Genomic DNA, 18148 nt, shown 5'->3' on the forward strand with positions numbered 1-18148 from the left:
TCTGTGACATGATCAAAAAAAAGCCCCTCAACAAAATTGAGGGGCTCTGAGCCTTAGAACTCGTAGCGTACGCCGAGTTTGACAGACCATGATGATGCGCCAATATCATATTCGTCGTAGTTCTGCGGAGCATAGCCGTTGAACAAGCGTTCGATTTGATATTTACCATCATCAGACAAGCCACCGAAATCATAAAGATCGACTTGTGGATAGCCTAAGCGTTTCTCAACACCCCAGTCACTATTCAATAGGTTTGCAAGGTTATCGATGGTGAAGTACAAGGTACCACGATGACCTTCAGCAAAACCTGGGATTTGCTGCTTAATGCTTAAGTCCAAATTGGTGACCCATGGTTGAGTACCGCTGTTGCGATCCATGATGTATCCGCCTGGAGCGATACCAGCACGGTCAAGCACTGCACTCAACTCATCCCAAGAGACTGAGTTGTCCCAGTCGACATTTGGATCGTCTGCACCAGAAGGGATGTAAGCAAGATAAGCTGACTGCGTGTAGAAGTCGCGCGTATCACCGAAATCGCCATCTTGATACATGCTCATGGTGTAGCTAAATGGACGACCTGAGCGACGCTCGTAGAACAAGTTGATGTTAGTTTTGTAACCATCAAAGAATTCTTTTTCGTAACCCACGGTAACTTTGAAGCTGTGCTCAATTTCATAGTCGCCACGAGCCGAGAACGGTTGGTTACGCGATTTAGCTACATAATGCTGGTAGTTACTCTGAGCCTGTGAAGAAGATCCTGGAGAAACCTCTTCGACGTCTTGGTGCGTATAGCTCATGGTCACGTTGAGACCATTATCCCACTGCTTCGCCAATGACTGAGTAAAGATGTAGCTACGGCCATGATCTTCAGCGTTAGTCATCATGATATCGAAATTATCCGAGCGGTTACCGCTGTAGATCGTATCGTAAATGATGCGTTCGCCGTCAGCCGCGGTTCCTGTTGGTTCAAGCGCTGTATTTAACCATACGGCTTCATCTTGCTTACGAATGTATAGCAATGATGTTGTCGCACGGAAATCGTTACCGACCATCGGGATATCGAAGCTGTAGTCAGCAGCCAACTGAGCACGCCAGTCGTTTGGCAGTTCAAAGTTAGGGTCAGTGTAGTTAGTGCTACCTGCGCCTTGCTCTAGCGAGTCCTTGATGGCTTGTGGTACTTGAGTGAAATCCGCTGGATCTGAGCTGTTAGCGAAGTAATCGTTGATAAAATCGCTGTTCGCAGATACTAACGTAATACCGTCCTTAGTGAACGGGTTACTGTACCAAACGTTTGGTACTCCGCCATAGAAACGACCTACGCCACCACGTAAAGTAACGTCGTCATTTAAGTAGTACTTAAAGCTCACGCGCGGCAAAATGATGTCCATACCATCAAGGTTTTCTTGGTTAGTGAAACCATAGGTATCAACAAAGTTTTGGTTCAACGTCGGTTTGTCATCTGATGACAAACGCTCATAACGAACACCCGCTGTTAACTCAAGATCAGGCGTTGGGTAGAAGGTATCTTCTACGTATAGTGCTGTGGTGTAACGAACCGCATCATACGCAGCGTCTTCTGGATTACCGGTATAAGCGTTCTGGTACGAGAAGTCATAAGTACCGTTGTAGTTACCGACTTCACGGTTTTGGAATCCATCAAAGCTATCGAATTCCCATGCACCTAAACTCTCAGGAACAAACTTGTTGTATAAACGCAGACGCTCATACTCAGCACCGAAAGCAAGCTCATGCTCACCTAATAGGTAGGTCGCATCAAAGTTGAAGGTCAGGTTCTGGTTCTCAACTTTGTTCGCGTGACGGTATTGGTTAGCACCGAATTCGTACGCAGGACCGCGGAAGAACTCTTCAACTTTTACTGCGCCAAAGTCAGCGTTGGTAATTGAATCAGACACAACATCTTTATAGGTAATACCCATTTCGGTGATGAAGTTTGCTGACCAGTCACTGTATAGACGTGCACTGATGTTGCTCATGCGCGTGTGATAATCATAAATACGTGAGTTAAGTACGACAGTGTTACCGCCACTTGAGTGACCACGCATGTCTGAGTTATCTTGCCACTGATAGGTTAAATCAAGACGGTGATCTTGGTTTACGTTCCAGCTTAACTTAGTTAACCATTTACGGTCTTTATCTTCTGGCGCGCCTGGCAGTGAATCTTGGACGCCGTAAGTGTTTTCCAAAATACTTAGGAACTCTTCGAAGTTCTCACGTGTCGTGTAGAATTCGTTGCTCGCCCCGCTACCCTGGAAGCCGTATTGATAATCGAGTTTACTGTTCCACTCTTCATAGTTGGTGAAGAAGAACAAGGTGTCTTCGATGATCGGGCCGCTCAGCGCCATACCAAAGGTTGAAGTCTTTTGAATCGGCTCAACGTCAACGGTTTCGTATTCACGGAAACCTTGGTCATTACCAGAAGAACCGGTAATACGGTTTAAGCGCTTTGAATCGCCTTTCATGTCAGGTGAAGAGTATTCGTAGAAGAACTCGCCTTCAAACTCGTTAGTACCTGATTTAGTGACTGCGTTAATTGTACCGCCAGAGAAATCGCCTTTCTTACTTGAGAAAGGTGCCACGTCAACTGAGATTTGTTCGATTGAGCTCAATGAAACCGGTGGCTGCTCCGTTGGGTAACCGCCATAGTTTAGACCGAAGTCATCGTTCTGGCCGATACCGTCAACAGTAATGCTGTTTGAGCGTGGGTTACCACCTGCAATCGACATTTCGCCATTACCACGGATAGAAACCAATGGGTTGATACGCGCGATGTCTTTAAGGTCACGGCTTAAGCTTGGCATGTTATCGATGGTTTCTTCACCGAAGTTACTGCTCGCGCCACCGCTTTCGGTCATGATAACTGAGCCAGATACTGAAATACGCTCCATGTCGTTATTTTTCAGTTGGCTTGTCACACGTAAGGTATCACCCAAAGCAAGATAAAGATTATCAAGCTCTGCGTCTTGGTATTTGTCTGAATCGATAACGACTGTGTAAGGACCACCTACACGCAGACCTTTCGCAGTAAAGGTACCGTCAGCGCTAGTGACAAACTCGTTCACAGTCCCTGTCGGTTCATGGGTAACGATAACTTTAGTGTTCGCTACTGGGTTTCCTTGTGGGCCTGTGATCACACCGCGCATTGACGATGAGGTCTCTTGAGCCATGACACTCGTCGACATTCCTACTGCTAACGCGATGGCAGCAGAAATACGACTCACCTTGGAGTTGAATTTCATTGAGTTATCCCTGAGGTTGTAATTAAACGTACTAATGGTTTTGGTACAGCAAGCTCACTAGCAAATGAGCTAAATTTTGAGTGCGCATTTATAACGCTGGAATATGACAACTTGATGACACTGAGGGGTGTGCAGAAAAAACTGAGATGGGATGCTGGACGTTCTACTTTACATAAAAACGAGTTAGCAACGCTTAATGAACCACGGTATAACCGTCGGTTTAAGACGGGAAAGCTGACTGCGTGAAAAATTTCACGGCAGCGGCTTAAAACGGGCTGTTTGTGAAGAACATTTAAATTCATTAAGCTTCTGCGACATTTTCGTGTCAGATATGTGACATATTTTAATCAATTTTTATGCGCTTGCCTAGTGTTTAGGGAACCTTTATTCTTCCGTGTTGTCGTATCGTTCCATTTTGCAGGGTTTCAGATGAATTCTATGCGTAGTATCTTTGTATTCTCGTTGCTTTTAATAATGACTTATTCAAACTTCTCTTTAGCGCAAGACTCCGTACGTATCGCGACTTTCAACGTCAGTATGGACTCCAGCAACCACCTTCCAAACTCAGAACTTCCCAACACTCATGCATCGGTGTTACCGCGAGTTTTGCAGGAAAACAATGCCCAAATTCGTGGCATCGCAGAGATTATCCAGCGCGTTCGGCCGGATATTATTCTTCTCAACGAGTTTGACTACGTCCCCCAAGAACAAGGGGTTGACGTATTTTTAAACAGTTATTTAGGGGAATCGCAAAATAGTCTTAAACCTATTTCGTACCCTTATGTTTACACCGCACCTGTCAATACCGGTTCCCCTTCTGCGTTTGACCTCAACCGGGATGGCAAAGCCACCGGCCGGGGCAATGATGCTTGGGGCTTTGGTTGGTATCCAGGGCAGTACGGTATGGTGATCTTATCAAAGTACCCGATACTGAGAGAACAAATTCGCACTTTCCAACACTTTTTGTGGAAAGACATGCCGGGTCACCATGTCCCTTATGTACACGATGAAGAAGGCAAGCCAACGAATGAGCCATGGTACAGCGATGAGGCTATGGCGCAATACCCGCTGAGCTCAAAGTCTCATTGGGATGTCCCGGTTCAAATAGGTGGTAAAGTTGTACATGTTTTAGCTCAGCATCCAACCCCGCCAGCGTTTGACGGTCCAGAGAACCGCAATGGCATGAAGAACTACGACGAAATTCGTTTCGTGCGTGACTATCTGACCCCTGGCGCTGATAACTACATTTACGATGACAAAGGTCAGCGTGGTGGTATCGCTACCAATGGCTCTTTTGTAGTACTGGGCGATCTCAACGCGCAAGCCGGTGCGAGCGGCGTGGATGGTGCTATGACTCAGTTATTAGAACATCCGCGTGTCAACGATGTGATGCCAATGAGTGAGGGCGGCGCAAATCACTCACCGGATATTGAGGGATCTAAATATCACACCGCCGCGTGGCGTAAACGGGTAGACTATGTACTGCCTTCTAACGACTTAATTGTGAAAGACGCGGGGATTTTTTGGCCGGTTCAGGGTGAACCAGGTTATGAATTGATGAAAAAACGGGATGCTTCTTCTGACCACCGTCTCGTGTGGCTCGATATCGAGCTACCTGAGTGATCGAGGCATAGGCCAAGCACAACGGCTTGGCCTACAAACGCTCATCCAAGTCGCGCAACATGCGCTCGATAATTTCATACCTAAACGGCTTGCTGATAAAGCCCACCATTCCTATTGCGCGGGCTTTTTCTCTTAATTCGGAGTCATCGATAGCACTCACCATGAAGGTGGCGGGGATACTAGGCATCACCTGTTTGAGTTCGCTGTATAGCTCGAGTCCGGACATCTGTGGCATATTCTGATCGATTAACACGCAATCAACGGGCGTCTTTTTTAAAATATTCAATGCATAAACAGGATTCGTTTCTGCGATAACTTGTGGCACACCGATCATTTCAATGAGCTCTTTTAGCACCATTAAATTCGTGGTGTTATCATCGATAACCAGTGCACGCTTTAAACGTTTCATTTCTAATCACCTCATGGGAAACGATATAGTAAACGCACTTCCCTGTTCTAGAGGTTGATAACTGACCTCGCCTCCCATCAGGCGCATCAACTCACGACAAATGGCCAAACCGACTCCAGTTCCCTCCACCGACGTTTGTTCACGTCCAAACCGATTAAATGCTTCAAATAAACGAGCGCGATATAACGGCGGAATCCCCCAACCTTCGTCCTTAACCGTTATTGTGTACACCTCTTCTGTTTGGGCTTCAATCACTTTTACTTTCGAATGTTTAGGACTGTACTTAATCGCATTAGACAACAGGTTAGTGAGTACTTGTTTAAAACGTATCGGATCGGCTTTCAGTTCAATAGCGTTTGGCAATAGCTCGCATTGAACCTGTATTTTTGACGTTTCTAGCGTTTCGCTAAACCAGTCGATCGTCTCAGCAATCAAAAATTGTGGAACGACCTGCTCCATCGTTACTGTAAGTGACTTAGACTCTAGCTTCGACAGCGTTAATATATCATCAACCAAATGATTTAAATGCTCCGCTGCACTGATTAAACGTCTGATTGAATCTCTCTGCCCGACATCCGCTAACTTGAAGCGCAAAATATCTGCAATACCCAGTATGGTCGTCAATGGTGTTTTTATTTCATGCGTAATCGACGACAACAACTTTGATTTAGCACGGTTTGCCTCATTAGCAGCATCCTTGGCAGCCCTGAGGTTTTGCTCGATTGCCTTACGCTCACTAATATCGGTCAGGGTGCCGATAATCAGCGCTTGTCCCGATGCTTCGTCTTCGAGTACCTGGCCGCGACTTTGCACCCACACGTAGCTACCGTCCTTTCGTTGCAATCGGTAGTCAGCGCTCAATGGTCGTTTAGTACGCTGAGCATGCAGTCGTAATGCCTTGACCTTTTCACGGTCGTCGGGATGAATCCAGCTCGAATACTCATCAAGGTTAAACACTCGTTCTGGACGCTGAGATATCTCTTCGAAGTTATCAGTGACTTCGACTCGATTGTGTTCTATTGATTGTGTAATAAGCGACTCACCGCTGCTTTCTAGCGCAAATCTTAATCGCGCTTCATTCTTTCGCAAACTAAATAGGTTGCTGCGTAATTGCTCAGCGACTTGCGTAATTTGTAAAGCGAGCCGATTCAGTTCCGGCGCTTCGAGATCGGGAATCGTAAGTTCGAATTCCTGTCGACCGGTTTGTGCCAACGCATCGGATAACTTTTTCAGATTACGGTTTAATCGCTGGCTGAAGCGATATGTGCGACTTTTTACAAATTGAAAATACAGTAAGTAGAAAATCACGAGTCCTGCAAGCAGGATCAGACTGAGCAATTCAGTTTGCCGGTAAATGCTATTGGTACGTGCAAGTAGCTTTTCCTCTTCCACTAATACCAAAACCTGCCAATCCGTTTCTGCGACAGGGTGCCAGGCGGCAATATAAGACATCCCACCCAACGCAATAGCTTCTAAGCTGTCATGATCATGTTGCCAAAGCGACAAAAGATGTTCAGCGCCTTTAATATCTGACAAAGCGGCACTTTGGTAACCGATTTCATCTTGCTTTGCGTGTTTTACTGCAACGCTTTTAGGCACAGTAATATCAAGGCGCTGTTGCGCTCGTTCCGATAAGGCAAGAATCTTCCCCGACTGACTGGCGAGTACCACAAAGCCGTCCCACGGCACGCGCGTGTGAGTTAGATAGTTAACGAGCTTTTCGATGGTGACATCGGCGCCCGCGACTCCTACCAAAGAATCATCCTTATAGACCGGTGCAATCACCGATAACATCCAACCTTGTCCCGCAGGATCGAGGTAAACGGGTGTCCAAACAGGCTTGCGTTCGGGATTGTGTTTTTTATCAGCGAGATAGAAAAAATTAAACTTAGGAATGTTTACGTCGGCCGCGTATTGTGAACCAACATCGATAAACGGATAAATAACGTTAAGGCTATCGTGTGTATTAAAGTAGACCTGCTGTACCCAACTATCTTCAGTGACCATTTGCCGCATCACTGGAGTTAGTAGATGTAATTGTTCGATACGGTCGAGATTCTGTTGAGGCAATGGTGTCAGCGATGAATAGAAGGCAGCAATCCCATCTTTGCTCAGTGCCTCCTGCGTAAAGGACTGTCCGTTCGCTCCCTGCGTCCACGCTTCATGCCCTTGCCATGTGATCCGAGGGTCATCAAGCACCGCAGCTATCGATTCACGATAAAGAGTCAGTTGGTCCTGTACAGAGGCCAATTGAGCATCCACGACCGTTGCTTGGCGTTTGGCTATTTGCGTTGATTCAGATAAAGCCGTTTCGACGAGTTCTTGTTTGGTTTGCTGTGTTACCCATTGATTGGTCACTACATAAATAGTTATCAGCGCCAGCTCCACCATAATCATGGGTAGCAGTGCATAGCGCCTAAATGCCTGCCAAAGACTCTGACTTAACGAACGGTTTCGATCCATCTTATACCGCTTAACAAGTAACTACGAATAAGCGCTACTATGCCGACTTTTTGTTAGTTCGGCAATGGCATAAAAAAGCCCGCGAGTCGCGGGCTTCGATGACTGTGTTATTCCCACTCTATCGTGGCGGGCGGTTTGCCCGAAATATCGTAGGTGACTCGCGAAATACCGTCGACTTCGTTGATGATACGATTCGACACTTTTTCCAATAATTCGTACGGTAAATGTGCCCAACGTGCGGTCATGAAATCGATAGTTTCGACTGCGCGCAGTGAAACAACCCAATCATACTTGCGCTGATCGCCCATAACACCGACCGAGCGTACGGGTAAGAACACCGCAAATGCTTGGCTTACTTTGTGATACCAATCGGCTTTGTGCAACTCATCAATAAAGATCGCATCGGCGCGGCGCAATAAGTCACAGTACTCTTTCTTAATCTCGCCCAATACGCGCACACCCAGACCCGGCCCTGGGAACGGATGACGATAAAGCATGTTATAAGGCAGACCGAGTTCTAGACCAATTTTGCGTACTTCGTCTTTAAACAGCTCGCGCAATGGTTCAACTAAACCGAGTTTCATATCCTCGGGCAAGCCACCTACGTTGTGATGCGATTTAATGACGTGTGCTTTACCGGTTTTTGAACCTGCTGACTCAATGACATCGGGGTAGATGGTGCCTTGCGCCAGCCAGTCGACTTCGGTCAACTGAGACGCTTGCTCGTCGAAGATCTCAATAAAGGTATTACCGATAATTTTGCGTTTCTTCTCTGGATCCGCTTCGCCTTTCAGCGCGTCTAGGAAGCGTTGCTCCGCTGCGACGGGGATAATGTTTAACCCAAAGTGGTCACCAAACATTTCCATGACTTGATCGGCTTCATTTAAACGCAATAAGCCATTATCAACAAACACGCAGGTGAGCTGTGAGCCAATTGCACGGTGTAACAACATCGCTGTTACCGATGAATCGACGCCACCGCTTAAGCCCAAAATCACTTTATCGCTACCGACTTGCTCACGAATACGCTCGATCGCGTCTTCGATAATCTGTGCGGGCGTCCATTGTTTTTCGCAACCACAGATACCGCTGACAAAATGCTCGAGCATACGCATGCCCTGACGCGTGTGGGTGACCTCTGGGTGGAACTGAACACCGTAGAAACGACGTGACTCATCCGCCATGGCCGCATATGGGCAGTACGAAGTGGTTGCAACGGTGTGGAAACCCTCAGGAATGGCTTCGACTTTATCACCGTGGCTCATCCACACGTCCAACAATGGCTTGCCGTCTTCGCTGACCGCATCTTCGATCGCTTCAAATAAAGGGCTTTCTGTTACGAGCTCGATTTGGGCATAGCCAAATTCACGTTCGAGTGAGCCTTGCACTGAACCACCCAATTGATGCGCCATGGTTTGCATGCCATAGCACACGCCCAAGACAGGGACGCCCGCCTTAAATACATAGTCTGGCGCGCGAGGAGAACCGGCTTCGGTGACGCTTTCTGGTCCACCTGAAAGGATGATGCCTTTAGGGTCGAAGTCTTTAATGTCTTGCTCGTCGACATCCCATGCCCACAGCTCACAGTAAACGCCAATTTCACGGATACGGCGCGCAATTAGTTGGGTATATTGAGAACCGAAGTCTAAAATCAAAATTCGGTGGTCGTGGATATCTCTGCTCATTGTTGGGTCCCAGTAACAGGTAAAACTAAAAGTAAAAGAGCCGCCTTAGCGGCGGCTCACAAATCGGTATTAAGAACTGCGATAGTTTGGCGCTTCTTTGGTGATTTGCACATCGTGTACGTGTGACTCACCCATGCCTGCCGCAGTCACTTTGACAAACTGTGGCTTAGTGCGCATCTCTTCTAAGTTGGCGCAACCGGTCAAGCCCATCGCTGAGCGTACGCCGCCCATCTGCTGATGAATAATCGCCGAAATAGGGCCTTTATAGGCAATCCGGCCTTCGATACCTTCAGGTACGAGCTTCTCAGCCTCGTTACTATTTTGAAAATAGCGATCCGATGAGCCGTTACGCTGGTTCATCGCGCCTAAGCTGCCCATGCCACGGTATGATTTGTAGTAACGCCCTTGATACAGTTCGACTTCGCCTGGTGACTCTTCGGTACCGGCTAACATGCTACCCACCATCACACAGTGCGCGCCTGCTACTAAGGCTTTAGCAATATCGCCAGAGAAGCGAATACCCCCGTCTGCAATAACGGGTACGCCAGTGCCTTTCAGCGCATCTGCCGCGTCGCTAATCGCAGTGATTTGTGGCACACCACAACCTGTGACGATGCGTGTCGTACAAATAGAACCTGGACCAATACCAACTTTAACTGCGTCTACGCCGGCATCTACCAAGGCTTTCGCACCTGCCGCCGTTGCCACGTTACCGGCAATGATTTGTAAGTTCGGATAGGCTTTCCGGGTTTCTTGGACACGTTTTAACACACCCTCTGAATGGCCGTGCGAGGTATCAATCAGCAGTACGTCAACGCCCGCTTCAACTAACAGCTTAATGCGCTCTTCGGTACCTGGACCTACACCAACCGCTGCACCTACGCGCAACGAGCCGAGTTCATCTTTACAGGCATTCGGTTTGTTTTCGGCTTTTTCAAAGTCTTTGAGGGTGATCATGCCTTTTAATTTGTAGGCATCATCGACCACGAGAATTTTTTCGATGCGGTGCTTATGCATTAACTGCAAGATTTCATCGCTTTGCGCGGTTTCATGTACCGTAACTAGGCGTGATTTATCGCTCATCACTTCCTTTACCGGCTTAGAATCATCGTCCTCAAAACGTGTATCACGACCGGTCACGATGCCGACCAAGTCGCCGTTTTTCTCGATTACAGGAAAGCCTTGGAAGCCGTGTTCGGCAGTCAATGCTTTAATCTCACCAATGGTGGTGTCGGGGTTCACGGTGACCGGATCATTGACCATGCCACTCTCGTACTTTTTCACTTTGCGTACGTGTGCTGCTTGATCTTCAGGTGTCATATTCTTGTGGATGAACCCTAGGCCGCCTTCTTGCGCCAGCGCGATAGCGAGTGGTGCTTCTGTGACGGTATCCATCGCTGCTGAAACCAACGGGATATTGAGCGTGATGCCACGCGTTAATTGGGTTTTGAGATCCGCTTGATGCGGTAATACGTTTGAGTGCCCTGGGACAAGCAGGACGTCGTCGAAAGTAAGGGCTTCTTGGGCGATTCGCAGCATTTGCAACACTCCGTGACTGGATTCATGTTGCGCGTGGATTTTACTCGATAATGGTTATTTTAGCAACTTATTCTGAACACTTTCTAACGTTAAATTCACCACCTGCCACTTTAACACTGAGCTTTTGCTCTGCTTGCGTCTGCTCAGGCTGCGTAATCACATGGCCCTCTTCATCTCGCACAATAGCGTACCCTCTATCAAGCGTATTCAGTGGGCTCACTAAGTTTAATGCATGCAGTAAGGCGCGTTGCCGTTGGTGCTGTTGTTTGAGCCATGCTTCAGCGACTACCGGTATACGTTGCTGAATCTGCGAGAGCTTTTGTTGAGCGCGCGACAATTCACGTTGCGGGTGGACCTGCTGCAAGCGTTGGATAACATGCTGACGTCGTTGTTGCTGATTAACCAAGGTTCGCTGCTCGGCGCGATACACACGCGCTAATAATTCATCTAAACGCTGGCTTTGTTGTTGCAGCTGTCGTTGCGGATGCTGTTGATTCAGTCGAATTTGTAGTTGTTGTAGTAAGCTGTGTTGACGCTCTATACGGCGCTTTTGGCCGGTCGCCAAACGCTGTTGCAACTGCTGTAAACGGTTGATTTGAGCGCTACGATCTTGGGTCACCTGCTCGGCGGCTGCCGACGGTGTCGGCGCTCGCAAATCGGCGATAAAATCACAGATGGTAAAATCAACCTCGTGGCCAACTGCACTGATAACAGGCATCGGGGCGTCTAATAATAAGCGACCGACCTGTTCATCATTAAAACACCACAGGTCTTCTAACGAGCCACCGCCACGGGTTACTATCAGCACATCAACTTCATTACGCTGAAACGCAGTGTGTAATGCGTTTTTTATTTGCGGTATTGCGGCGTCACCTTGCACGGCGGTCGGGTAAATAATGACATCGACGCTCGGATCGCGGCGTTTCATCACCGCTAACACATCTTGAATAGCTGCGCCTGTCGGCGACGTGATAACACCAACGCGGCGGATATGTTCAGGTAGTGGCCGCTTGCGCTCTTGCGCGAATAAGCCCTCGGCCGCTAGTTTTACTTTGAGTTGCTCAAACTGCTGCTGCAACAAGCCGATACCGGCCTCTTCCATGTGCTCAACAATGAGTTGGTAGTCGCCGCGCGGCTCGTACACCGTCACCCTTCCACGCACCAATACTTGTAAGCCATTTTGCGGGCGTACTTTGGCGCGCTGATTATTACCACGAAACATGGCACAACGTATCTGGGCGCGTTCATCCTTTAAGGTGAGGTACCAATGACCCGAGTTTGGAGCGGCAAAATTGGAGATTTCGCCCATCAACCATACGTGTCCAAAGCCCTGCTCTATTGCCTTGCGGATATCGCTGTTGAGTTGTGTGACGGTATATATCGACATGGGCAAATCATAGCACACCCGAAGTGCGTGCTACCATATCACATTTGGACGTCTAAACATCTTGACGGTTAAACGTAAGTATTGCTAAATTGAACTCATCCATTAATCGGCGTTGAGGTCATCATGGTTTTTCCGGTAGGACGCTCCTTTTATACAGAAACACCTTATGGACGGGTGAAAGGCTTTCGTTTTGGCAATATTGACGCAAAGCCCGAACATACGATTATTGTGCAAGGCGGTATCAGCGCCAGCGGTCAACTGTGGCGTTTAGATGGTCATGGATGGTGGCAATCGTTGCATCCGCTGTTTGCGCCGCACCCTGAGCTGCAAGTGATCAGTTTAGATTACCTCGGTGGTGTGGGCGGCTCTGATACACCAGCCGAACCTATTTCACTGGGCCAGCACGCTGAGGCTTATGCCAGCGTATTGCGTTCACTCGGTTTAACACAACCAGGTGCCTGGTTGGGCGGCTCGTTTGGCGGCGTGCTCGGTTTGCAATTGGTTCAGGATGGGCTCATTAAACCCGATTCACTGGTCGTTATTGGCGCGGCTCATCAACCTTCGGTGCAATCGGCAGCACTGCGCTTATTTCAGCAAGCGTTACTGCAACAAGCCGATTGTTCCCAGCAAGGCGTCGTGTTGGCGCGGGCACTTGCCATGTTGACTTACCGCAGCGCGGACGAATTTGAACAGCGTTTTAATGACGGCGACGAAGCCTTTAGCTATTTATTAGCGCAAGGTGAAAAGTTACTTAAGCGCCATGGTCAGCATGCGCAGAGCTTGTTTACCCATTTGACGCCTATTTTAAACGAGTACCGAATCGACCCATCACGCATCACCGTACCGGTACAACTGGTTGGCTTTGAATCCGATATTATTGCGCCACCGCGCTTGATGCATCAGCTAGAAGAAGCATTACCTGATTGCCGTGGGCTCGCCCTGATTGATACGCCTTTTGGTCACGACGGCTTTATTAAGAACGTAGCCGACTACGCCGCTGTTGTGCGCCATTTTTTACCCCAACTTAAGACGACACGGGGTACTCAATTGCCCCTGACCGAGGATATTTTATGAAAGACGAAACGTTAGCGATTCATCACGGGTATACCACCGATGCAACCACCAAGGCCGTTGCTACACCGATTTATCAGTCGGTCGCTTTTGAGTTTGATAACGCTCAGCATGGTGCCGATCTATTTGATTTAACGGTACCGGGTAATATCTATTCACGTATTATGAATCCGACTCATGATGTGCTTGAACAGCGCGTTGCCGAACTCGAACACGGGATCGCGGCGCTGGCTGTTGCATCGGGGATGGCCGCGATTGAATATGCACTGATCACGCTCGCCAGTCAGGGCGATAACATTGTCACTACACCGCAGCTCTACGGGGGCACCTACACGTTGTTCCGCCATATGCTGCCCTCGTTTGGCATTGAGGTGCGATTTGCTGAGAATGATACGGCAGAAGCGGTTGCTGCGCTCATTGATGACAACACCAAAGCCGTTTATTGCGAAACCATTGGCAACCCGGCAGGTAATGTGGCGGATTTAGAAGGCCTCGCTGAGGTCGCTCATGCCCAAGGCGTACCGTTAGTGGTTGATAACACAGTGGCTTCACCAGTGCTCTGTAAGCCCATCGATTTTGGCGCCGACATTGTCGTGCACTCGTTAACCAAATATATCGGTGGCCATGGTACCTCGGTCGGTGGCCTGATTGTTGACTCGGGTCGTTTTGACTGGATTAAACATAAAAACCGTTTCCCTCAGTTTAGTCAGCCGGAGCCGGCTTATCATGGCATTGTTTATACCGAGGCATTTGAAGCCGCTGCTTTTATTGCGCGTGTACGAACCGTCGCACTGCGCAATACCGGTGCGGCGATTTCACCGTTTAATGCGTTTTTAATCCTGCAAGGGCTCGAGACGCTACCGCTGCGGATCGAGCGTCATTGCGAAAACGCACTAAAAGTGGCTGAGTATTTGCGTGAGCATCCACAGGTTGAGTGGGTTCGTTTTGCCGGCTTTGAAGATGACGCCTATTACCAACGGGTGCAGAAATACATTAATGGCGGTGTGCCTGCTTCGCTACTGACCTTTGGTATCAAAGGTGGCTTTGAGGCGGGCGTGCGCTTTTACGACGCATTGGCGTTGTTCAAACGTTTGGTCAACATTGGTGATGCGAAAAGTTTAGCGTGCCATCCTGCCTCAACCACTCATCGTCAGCTCAATGAAAAAGAACAAGCGGCGGTTGGTGTGACACCTGAGGCGATACGTCTTTGCGTGGGGATCGAACACATTGATGATATCCTTGCGGATATCGAGCAAGCCTTACAGCAAGCATGAAAAAACGGGGCTGACGCCCCGTTTAATCATCTTATTCTTTGTCTTCTTTCTTGATATGGACATCCATTTGTGGGAACGGAATACCAATACCTTCTTCATCTAACCGATCTTTAATCTTTTCGAGTAAGTCCCAACGCGTTGGCCAGTGATCTTCGGTTTTAGTCCACGGGCGCACATTGAAGTCCACCGAAGAACTATTGAGTGCTGTAACGGTCACGACCGGCTCTGGATCTTGCAAGATGCGCTCGTCATTTTTGAGCACCTCCATTAATACTTTTTTGGTTTTTTGCAAGTTAGCGCTGTAACTGACACCGATCACTAAATCGATACGACGGATCGGTTCACGGTTGTAGTTAGTAATGGCGCTGCCAATCACTTGTGAGTTCGGTAGATAGACCACTTTACGATCCGGTGTTTTTAAGATGGTCTGGAAGATATTTATTTCTTCAACCGTACCTGCTGTTCCTGCGGCTTCCACGTACTCACCCGAACGAATGGGACGGAACATGATTAATAATACACCCGACGCGATGTTCGAGAGTGAACCTTGCAATGCTAAACCGATGGCAAGACCCGCAGCACCTAATATGGCAATAAACGATGTGGTTTCAACACCGATTTGATTCAATGCGACCATCAATGCGGCGATGAAAATCAGTGATTTAACAATGGCTGTTAAAAAGCTGATAACAGCATTGTCGACCTGCCGTTTTTGCATCCCTTTGCGCATGATTGAGGCGAGGATACGCGTCACTATTGAAGCGGCAAACAGAATAACAATCGCGACAATCACTTTGATCGAATATTCGATCAGCATGTCTTGGTTATTATTAATCCAATCAATTATAGCTTGCATCAAAATGTCCTTTTGTTGGCAAAGATACGGTTATATATAGCATCTGATTTCTTGAAGATGCGTTCAGATTAACGATTTATTTTTATCTCGGCAAGTCAACAACCACTAAATTGAGAAACGATAACGTCCCTGATTATCCGGTCGTCCTAAATAACTCAACATTTTTGCCAGTCCCTCGGGCGTTCTGGGATTGGGTTGCACCGTACCATTCACACGTATTGAGCTGGGGCTCACCGTGCCCTCGAAATTAAGACCTAAGCTGTTCTCTCCGGCCATCGACAGTGCTACTGCCCCGGCTTGTGCACAGCCAAGGTTCAGCGGAAAATCACCCAGCGTCTCCCAGCGGTGATTAACCAGTACCCGAATGTTCGAACCTGACGCGTTTCCTTTTAATGCACTACAAAGCTTGGCGCCCGACAGATCATTCAGTGCATAATTTTCTAATGCGATACGCCATTGTCCTTCTGTCTTTAGTGGCATATTAAAATTAACCAGTTGCATCAGCGGCGCCAACTCACCTGTCGCACGCAGTTGAGTCAATTCAATCGAACTCAATGACGCACTGCCTGATGCTTGCGCGGCCAGTGGATTATTTTTGCTCGGTACCGTCACTGAAAAGCCGAGTTGACCGGTAATCAGCTGACTCGGTGCCAGTGACCAGCTGACGTTATGAAAAGCGGTATGATTAACCACCGCATAACCAATCCGGCCTTGCCATAACGTGCCCGATACTTGCTCAACATAAATGCCGGCTGGCATTGGCAACCAATGCACCACTGCCGCCGGCATATAGGCAATCAGTGCAATGAGATAGACTGGAATTAACCACAACCACTTCTTCATGATTTCTCCGTTACCAACACTTGTCGCACACGTACTTTGCCGGGCTCGTCTAATCGCGCTAAATCGAGTGTTGTCACTTGCAATTGATAGGTCTGTTCAAGCGCATATAACCAGCTCATCGCTTGTTGATACGAGGTTTCATCGACACTGACGATGAGTCCATTGTTTTGCGGCTGCATCCGTGCAATTTGGATCTTATTGCTGGCAGCCGCTTCGTTGACGCGCTGCGACAACGACCCACTGACCTCGGATTGTGCTTGGGTTGCAGACAATGACTGATAGCGTGCCACTTGTTCACGCAGCCAGAGTAACTGTTGCTGTTGCCCCTCTAAGCGCCGTTCAGCTAATTGCTGGGCGCTATAGGTGGGTTGCCAGATGGCAAAGTAGATTATGGCAACGATGATAACAGCACCGAGCCCTTTCACGAGGTTTTGCTCACGTACCGCAAGTTGCGCCCAGCGCTGTTGCGCACTTTGTACTAGGGGCGTTTGCGTGAGTTTTTGTAGTAATGGTGTAAGACGACTCATGAACGACCTCCTTGATAGGCAATAGTCAAGGTGCCTGCGACACCGTCACCACGATTATTCAGCGCGCCCTGCTGCACCTCAAAACCGAGTTGTTGTGCTTGGTTCTGGAAGGCCTCGAATTGTGAGAAGTTTTGTGCCACTGCTTGCATCCGCAGTGCGCCATCTTGATAACGCAGCAACTCAAGGCTCAGCTGTGGTTGTTGTAAAAATGCCGGCGCCAACTGGTCCAGCATCGCTAATGCCGATGGCATGGCTTGATCATCGATACCTAAGGATTGTAATTGCTGACGCATTTGCGCACGTAGGTTAACGATGCGTGTTTGATTCGGAAACGTCTTTTTGTATAACGTTTCGGCTTGCTGCTGTAGCTGCTCTGCTTGGTGGTTTAAATAAGCCGTTTTGACCCAGCTACTGGCCAGTGTCACTGCGAGCGCAATACCCGCCGCCCACGCCAGCGGCTGCCAACGTATTTCAAGGGTTCGTTTGGCTCGCTTGGGAGCATACCGTTGACCGCGAATATCGAGACTCACCCGCTGTTTGGCAAACGCTACCATCGGCAGTTCACTGTTGGCAAATTCGAGCGCTAGCGCACTGTCGTTGAGCGCGATATCGGAATAAGCCACCACTTGGTTGGTTTGTGGGTACTCACTCTGTTTTAACCCGACCACGGCGTCCGCCAATGTTTGTTCAACGGCCAAACCATCCCAACGTCCCATACGAATGAGTACGTCGTCAGCAATTTGCACACCTGTCCACTGTTGCTCACTCTCAGGCTCTGGAAGCATCAGGTAGTCAACCGCCCACTCATCGGCTTCAAGATGTGCTGCGGCTAACCATTGCTGCCACTGCTGCATTTCACTATGACGGACAACCGCGACGGGGATCTGGCCTTCTTTAATGCCGTTTTCCGCCCAAGCAAAATGCAGGCTATCGATGTCATCTGCCAGTTCATCTTCCAACGCATAAGGAATTAGCTTATCGAGGTGACGTTTGCCACTGTTAGGAATGGTGACTTTACGCATCGAAATCGCTTGCCCCGGACACAACAGGGTCACCTGACAGCGCTTTGCCTGCTCGGTTAACTGCGTCAGTTCAGCTGGATCATTGAGCTCACCACTAGCAATCACTTCGGCACCTGAGGGCTGCCAAATCAGCCAACTTATTCTTGGCTCGGCATCGGAGGCCGGTAACCTGATGAGTAAGCGTTCTTGCAT

Annotated in this window: 13 protein-coding genes; 3 read left to right on the forward strand and 10 right to left on the reverse strand. The window is 48.5% G+C overall.

Going from position 1 to position 18148, the window contains the following annotated elements; all coding sequences use genetic code 11:
- Nucleotides 1–53: 53 nt before the first annotated feature.
- Nucleotides 54–3257: a TonB-dependent receptor gene (locus tag AWU56_RS00135; RefSeq protein WP_286681434.1), complete on the reverse strand. Its 3204-nt coding sequence runs from the start codon at nucleotides 3255–3257 to the stop codon at nucleotides 54–56.
- 429 nt (nucleotides 3258–3686) lie between these two features.
- Here AWU56_RS00135 and AWU56_RS00140 point away from each other — a divergent pair, with 429 nt between their 5' ends.
- Nucleotides 3687–4880: an endonuclease/exonuclease/phosphatase family protein gene (locus tag AWU56_RS00140; RefSeq protein ID WP_416361480.1), complete on the forward strand. Its 1194-nt coding sequence runs from the start codon at nucleotides 3687–3689 to the stop codon at nucleotides 4878–4880.
- 31 nt (nucleotides 4881–4911) lie between these two features.
- Here the strand turns inward: AWU56_RS00140 and AWU56_RS00145 are convergent, their stop codons facing one another.
- From AWU56_RS00145 to xseA, 5 genes are all read right to left on the reverse strand, one after another.
- Nucleotides 4912–5289, reverse strand: coding sequence for a response regulator (locus tag AWU56_RS00145; RefSeq protein ID WP_006956907.1), 378 nt, complete (start codon nucleotides 5287–5289; stop codon nucleotides 4912–4914).
- Between the two features lie 6 nt (nucleotides 5290–5295).
- Nucleotides 5296–7752: an ATP-binding protein gene (locus tag AWU56_RS00150; RefSeq protein WP_286681436.1), complete on the reverse strand. Its 2457-nt coding sequence runs from the start codon at nucleotides 7750–7752 to the stop codon at nucleotides 5296–5298.
- Between the two features lie 107 nt (nucleotides 7753–7859).
- Entirely contained in the window at nucleotides 7860–9437 is a 1578-nt protein-coding gene (gene guaA / locus AWU56_RS00155; protein WP_272977373.1) for a glutamine-hydrolyzing GMP synthase, read from the reverse strand.
- 69 nt (nucleotides 9438–9506) lie between these two features.
- On the reverse strand, nucleotides 9507–10976 hold the full coding sequence (guaB, locus tag AWU56_RS00160; RefSeq protein ID WP_006956910.1) for an IMP dehydrogenase: 1470 nt from the start codon (nucleotides 10974–10976) through the stop codon (nucleotides 9507–9509).
- Nucleotides 10977–11043: 67 nt separating this feature from the next.
- Nucleotides 11044–12363 (reverse strand): exodeoxyribonuclease VII large subunit, encoded by a 1320-nt coding sequence (gene xseA / locus AWU56_RS00165; protein WP_286681437.1) that lies wholly within the window; start codon nucleotides 12361–12363, stop codon nucleotides 11044–11046.
- Between the two features lie 123 nt (nucleotides 12364–12486).
- Between xseA and AWU56_RS00170 the strand changes: the two genes are divergently transcribed.
- A complete protein-coding gene (locus AWU56_RS00170; protein ID WP_286681438.1) occupies nucleotides 12487–13437 on the forward strand; it encodes an alpha/beta fold hydrolase in 951 nt (316 codons plus the stop codon).
- Nucleotides 13434–14708: an O-acetylhomoserine aminocarboxypropyltransferase/cysteine synthase family protein gene (locus AWU56_RS00175; RefSeq protein ID WP_286681439.1), complete on the forward strand. Its 1275-nt coding sequence runs from the start codon at nucleotides 13434–13436 to the stop codon at nucleotides 14706–14708. The genes AWU56_RS00170 and AWU56_RS00175 overlap by 4 nt, the downstream gene beginning before the upstream one ends.
- Before the next feature lie 31 nt (nucleotides 14709–14739).
- On the opposite strand, the gene AWU56_RS00180 is transcribed toward AWU56_RS00175, so the two are convergent.
- The 4 genes from AWU56_RS00180 to gspL all read right to left on the reverse strand — a co-directional run bounded on the left by AWU56_RS00180 (nucleotide 14740) and on the right by gspL (nucleotide 18148).
- The gene (locus AWU56_RS00180) at nucleotides 14740–15564 is read right to left on the reverse strand and encodes a mechanosensitive ion channel family protein (protein WP_006956914.1); all 825 of its coding nucleotides are present in this window, start codon (nucleotides 15562–15564) and stop codon (nucleotides 14740–14742) included.
- 105 nt (nucleotides 15565–15669) lie between these two features.
- Nucleotides 15670–16407: a type II secretion system protein N gene (locus AWU56_RS00185; protein WP_286681440.1), complete on the reverse strand. Its 738-nt coding sequence runs from the start codon at nucleotides 16405–16407 to the stop codon at nucleotides 15670–15672.
- On the reverse strand, nucleotides 16404–16934 hold the full coding sequence (locus AWU56_RS00190; RefSeq protein WP_286681441.1) for a type II secretion system protein M: 531 nt from the start codon (nucleotides 16932–16934) through the stop codon (nucleotides 16404–16406). Before AWU56_RS00190 ends, AWU56_RS00185 begins: the two co-directional genes overlap by 4 nt.
- The gene (gene gspL, locus AWU56_RS00195; RefSeq protein ID WP_286681442.1) at nucleotides 16931–18148 is read right to left on the reverse strand and encodes a type II secretion system protein GspL; all 1218 of its coding nucleotides are present in this window, start codon (nucleotides 18146–18148) and stop codon (nucleotides 16931–16933) included. The genes AWU56_RS00190 and gspL overlap by 4 nt, the downstream gene beginning before the upstream one ends.

This window comes from Idiomarina sp. T82-3, assembly GCF_001577655.1.
GTDB classification, from domain to species: Bacteria; Pseudomonadota; Gammaproteobacteria; order Enterobacterales; family Alteromonadaceae; genus Idiomarina; species Idiomarina baltica.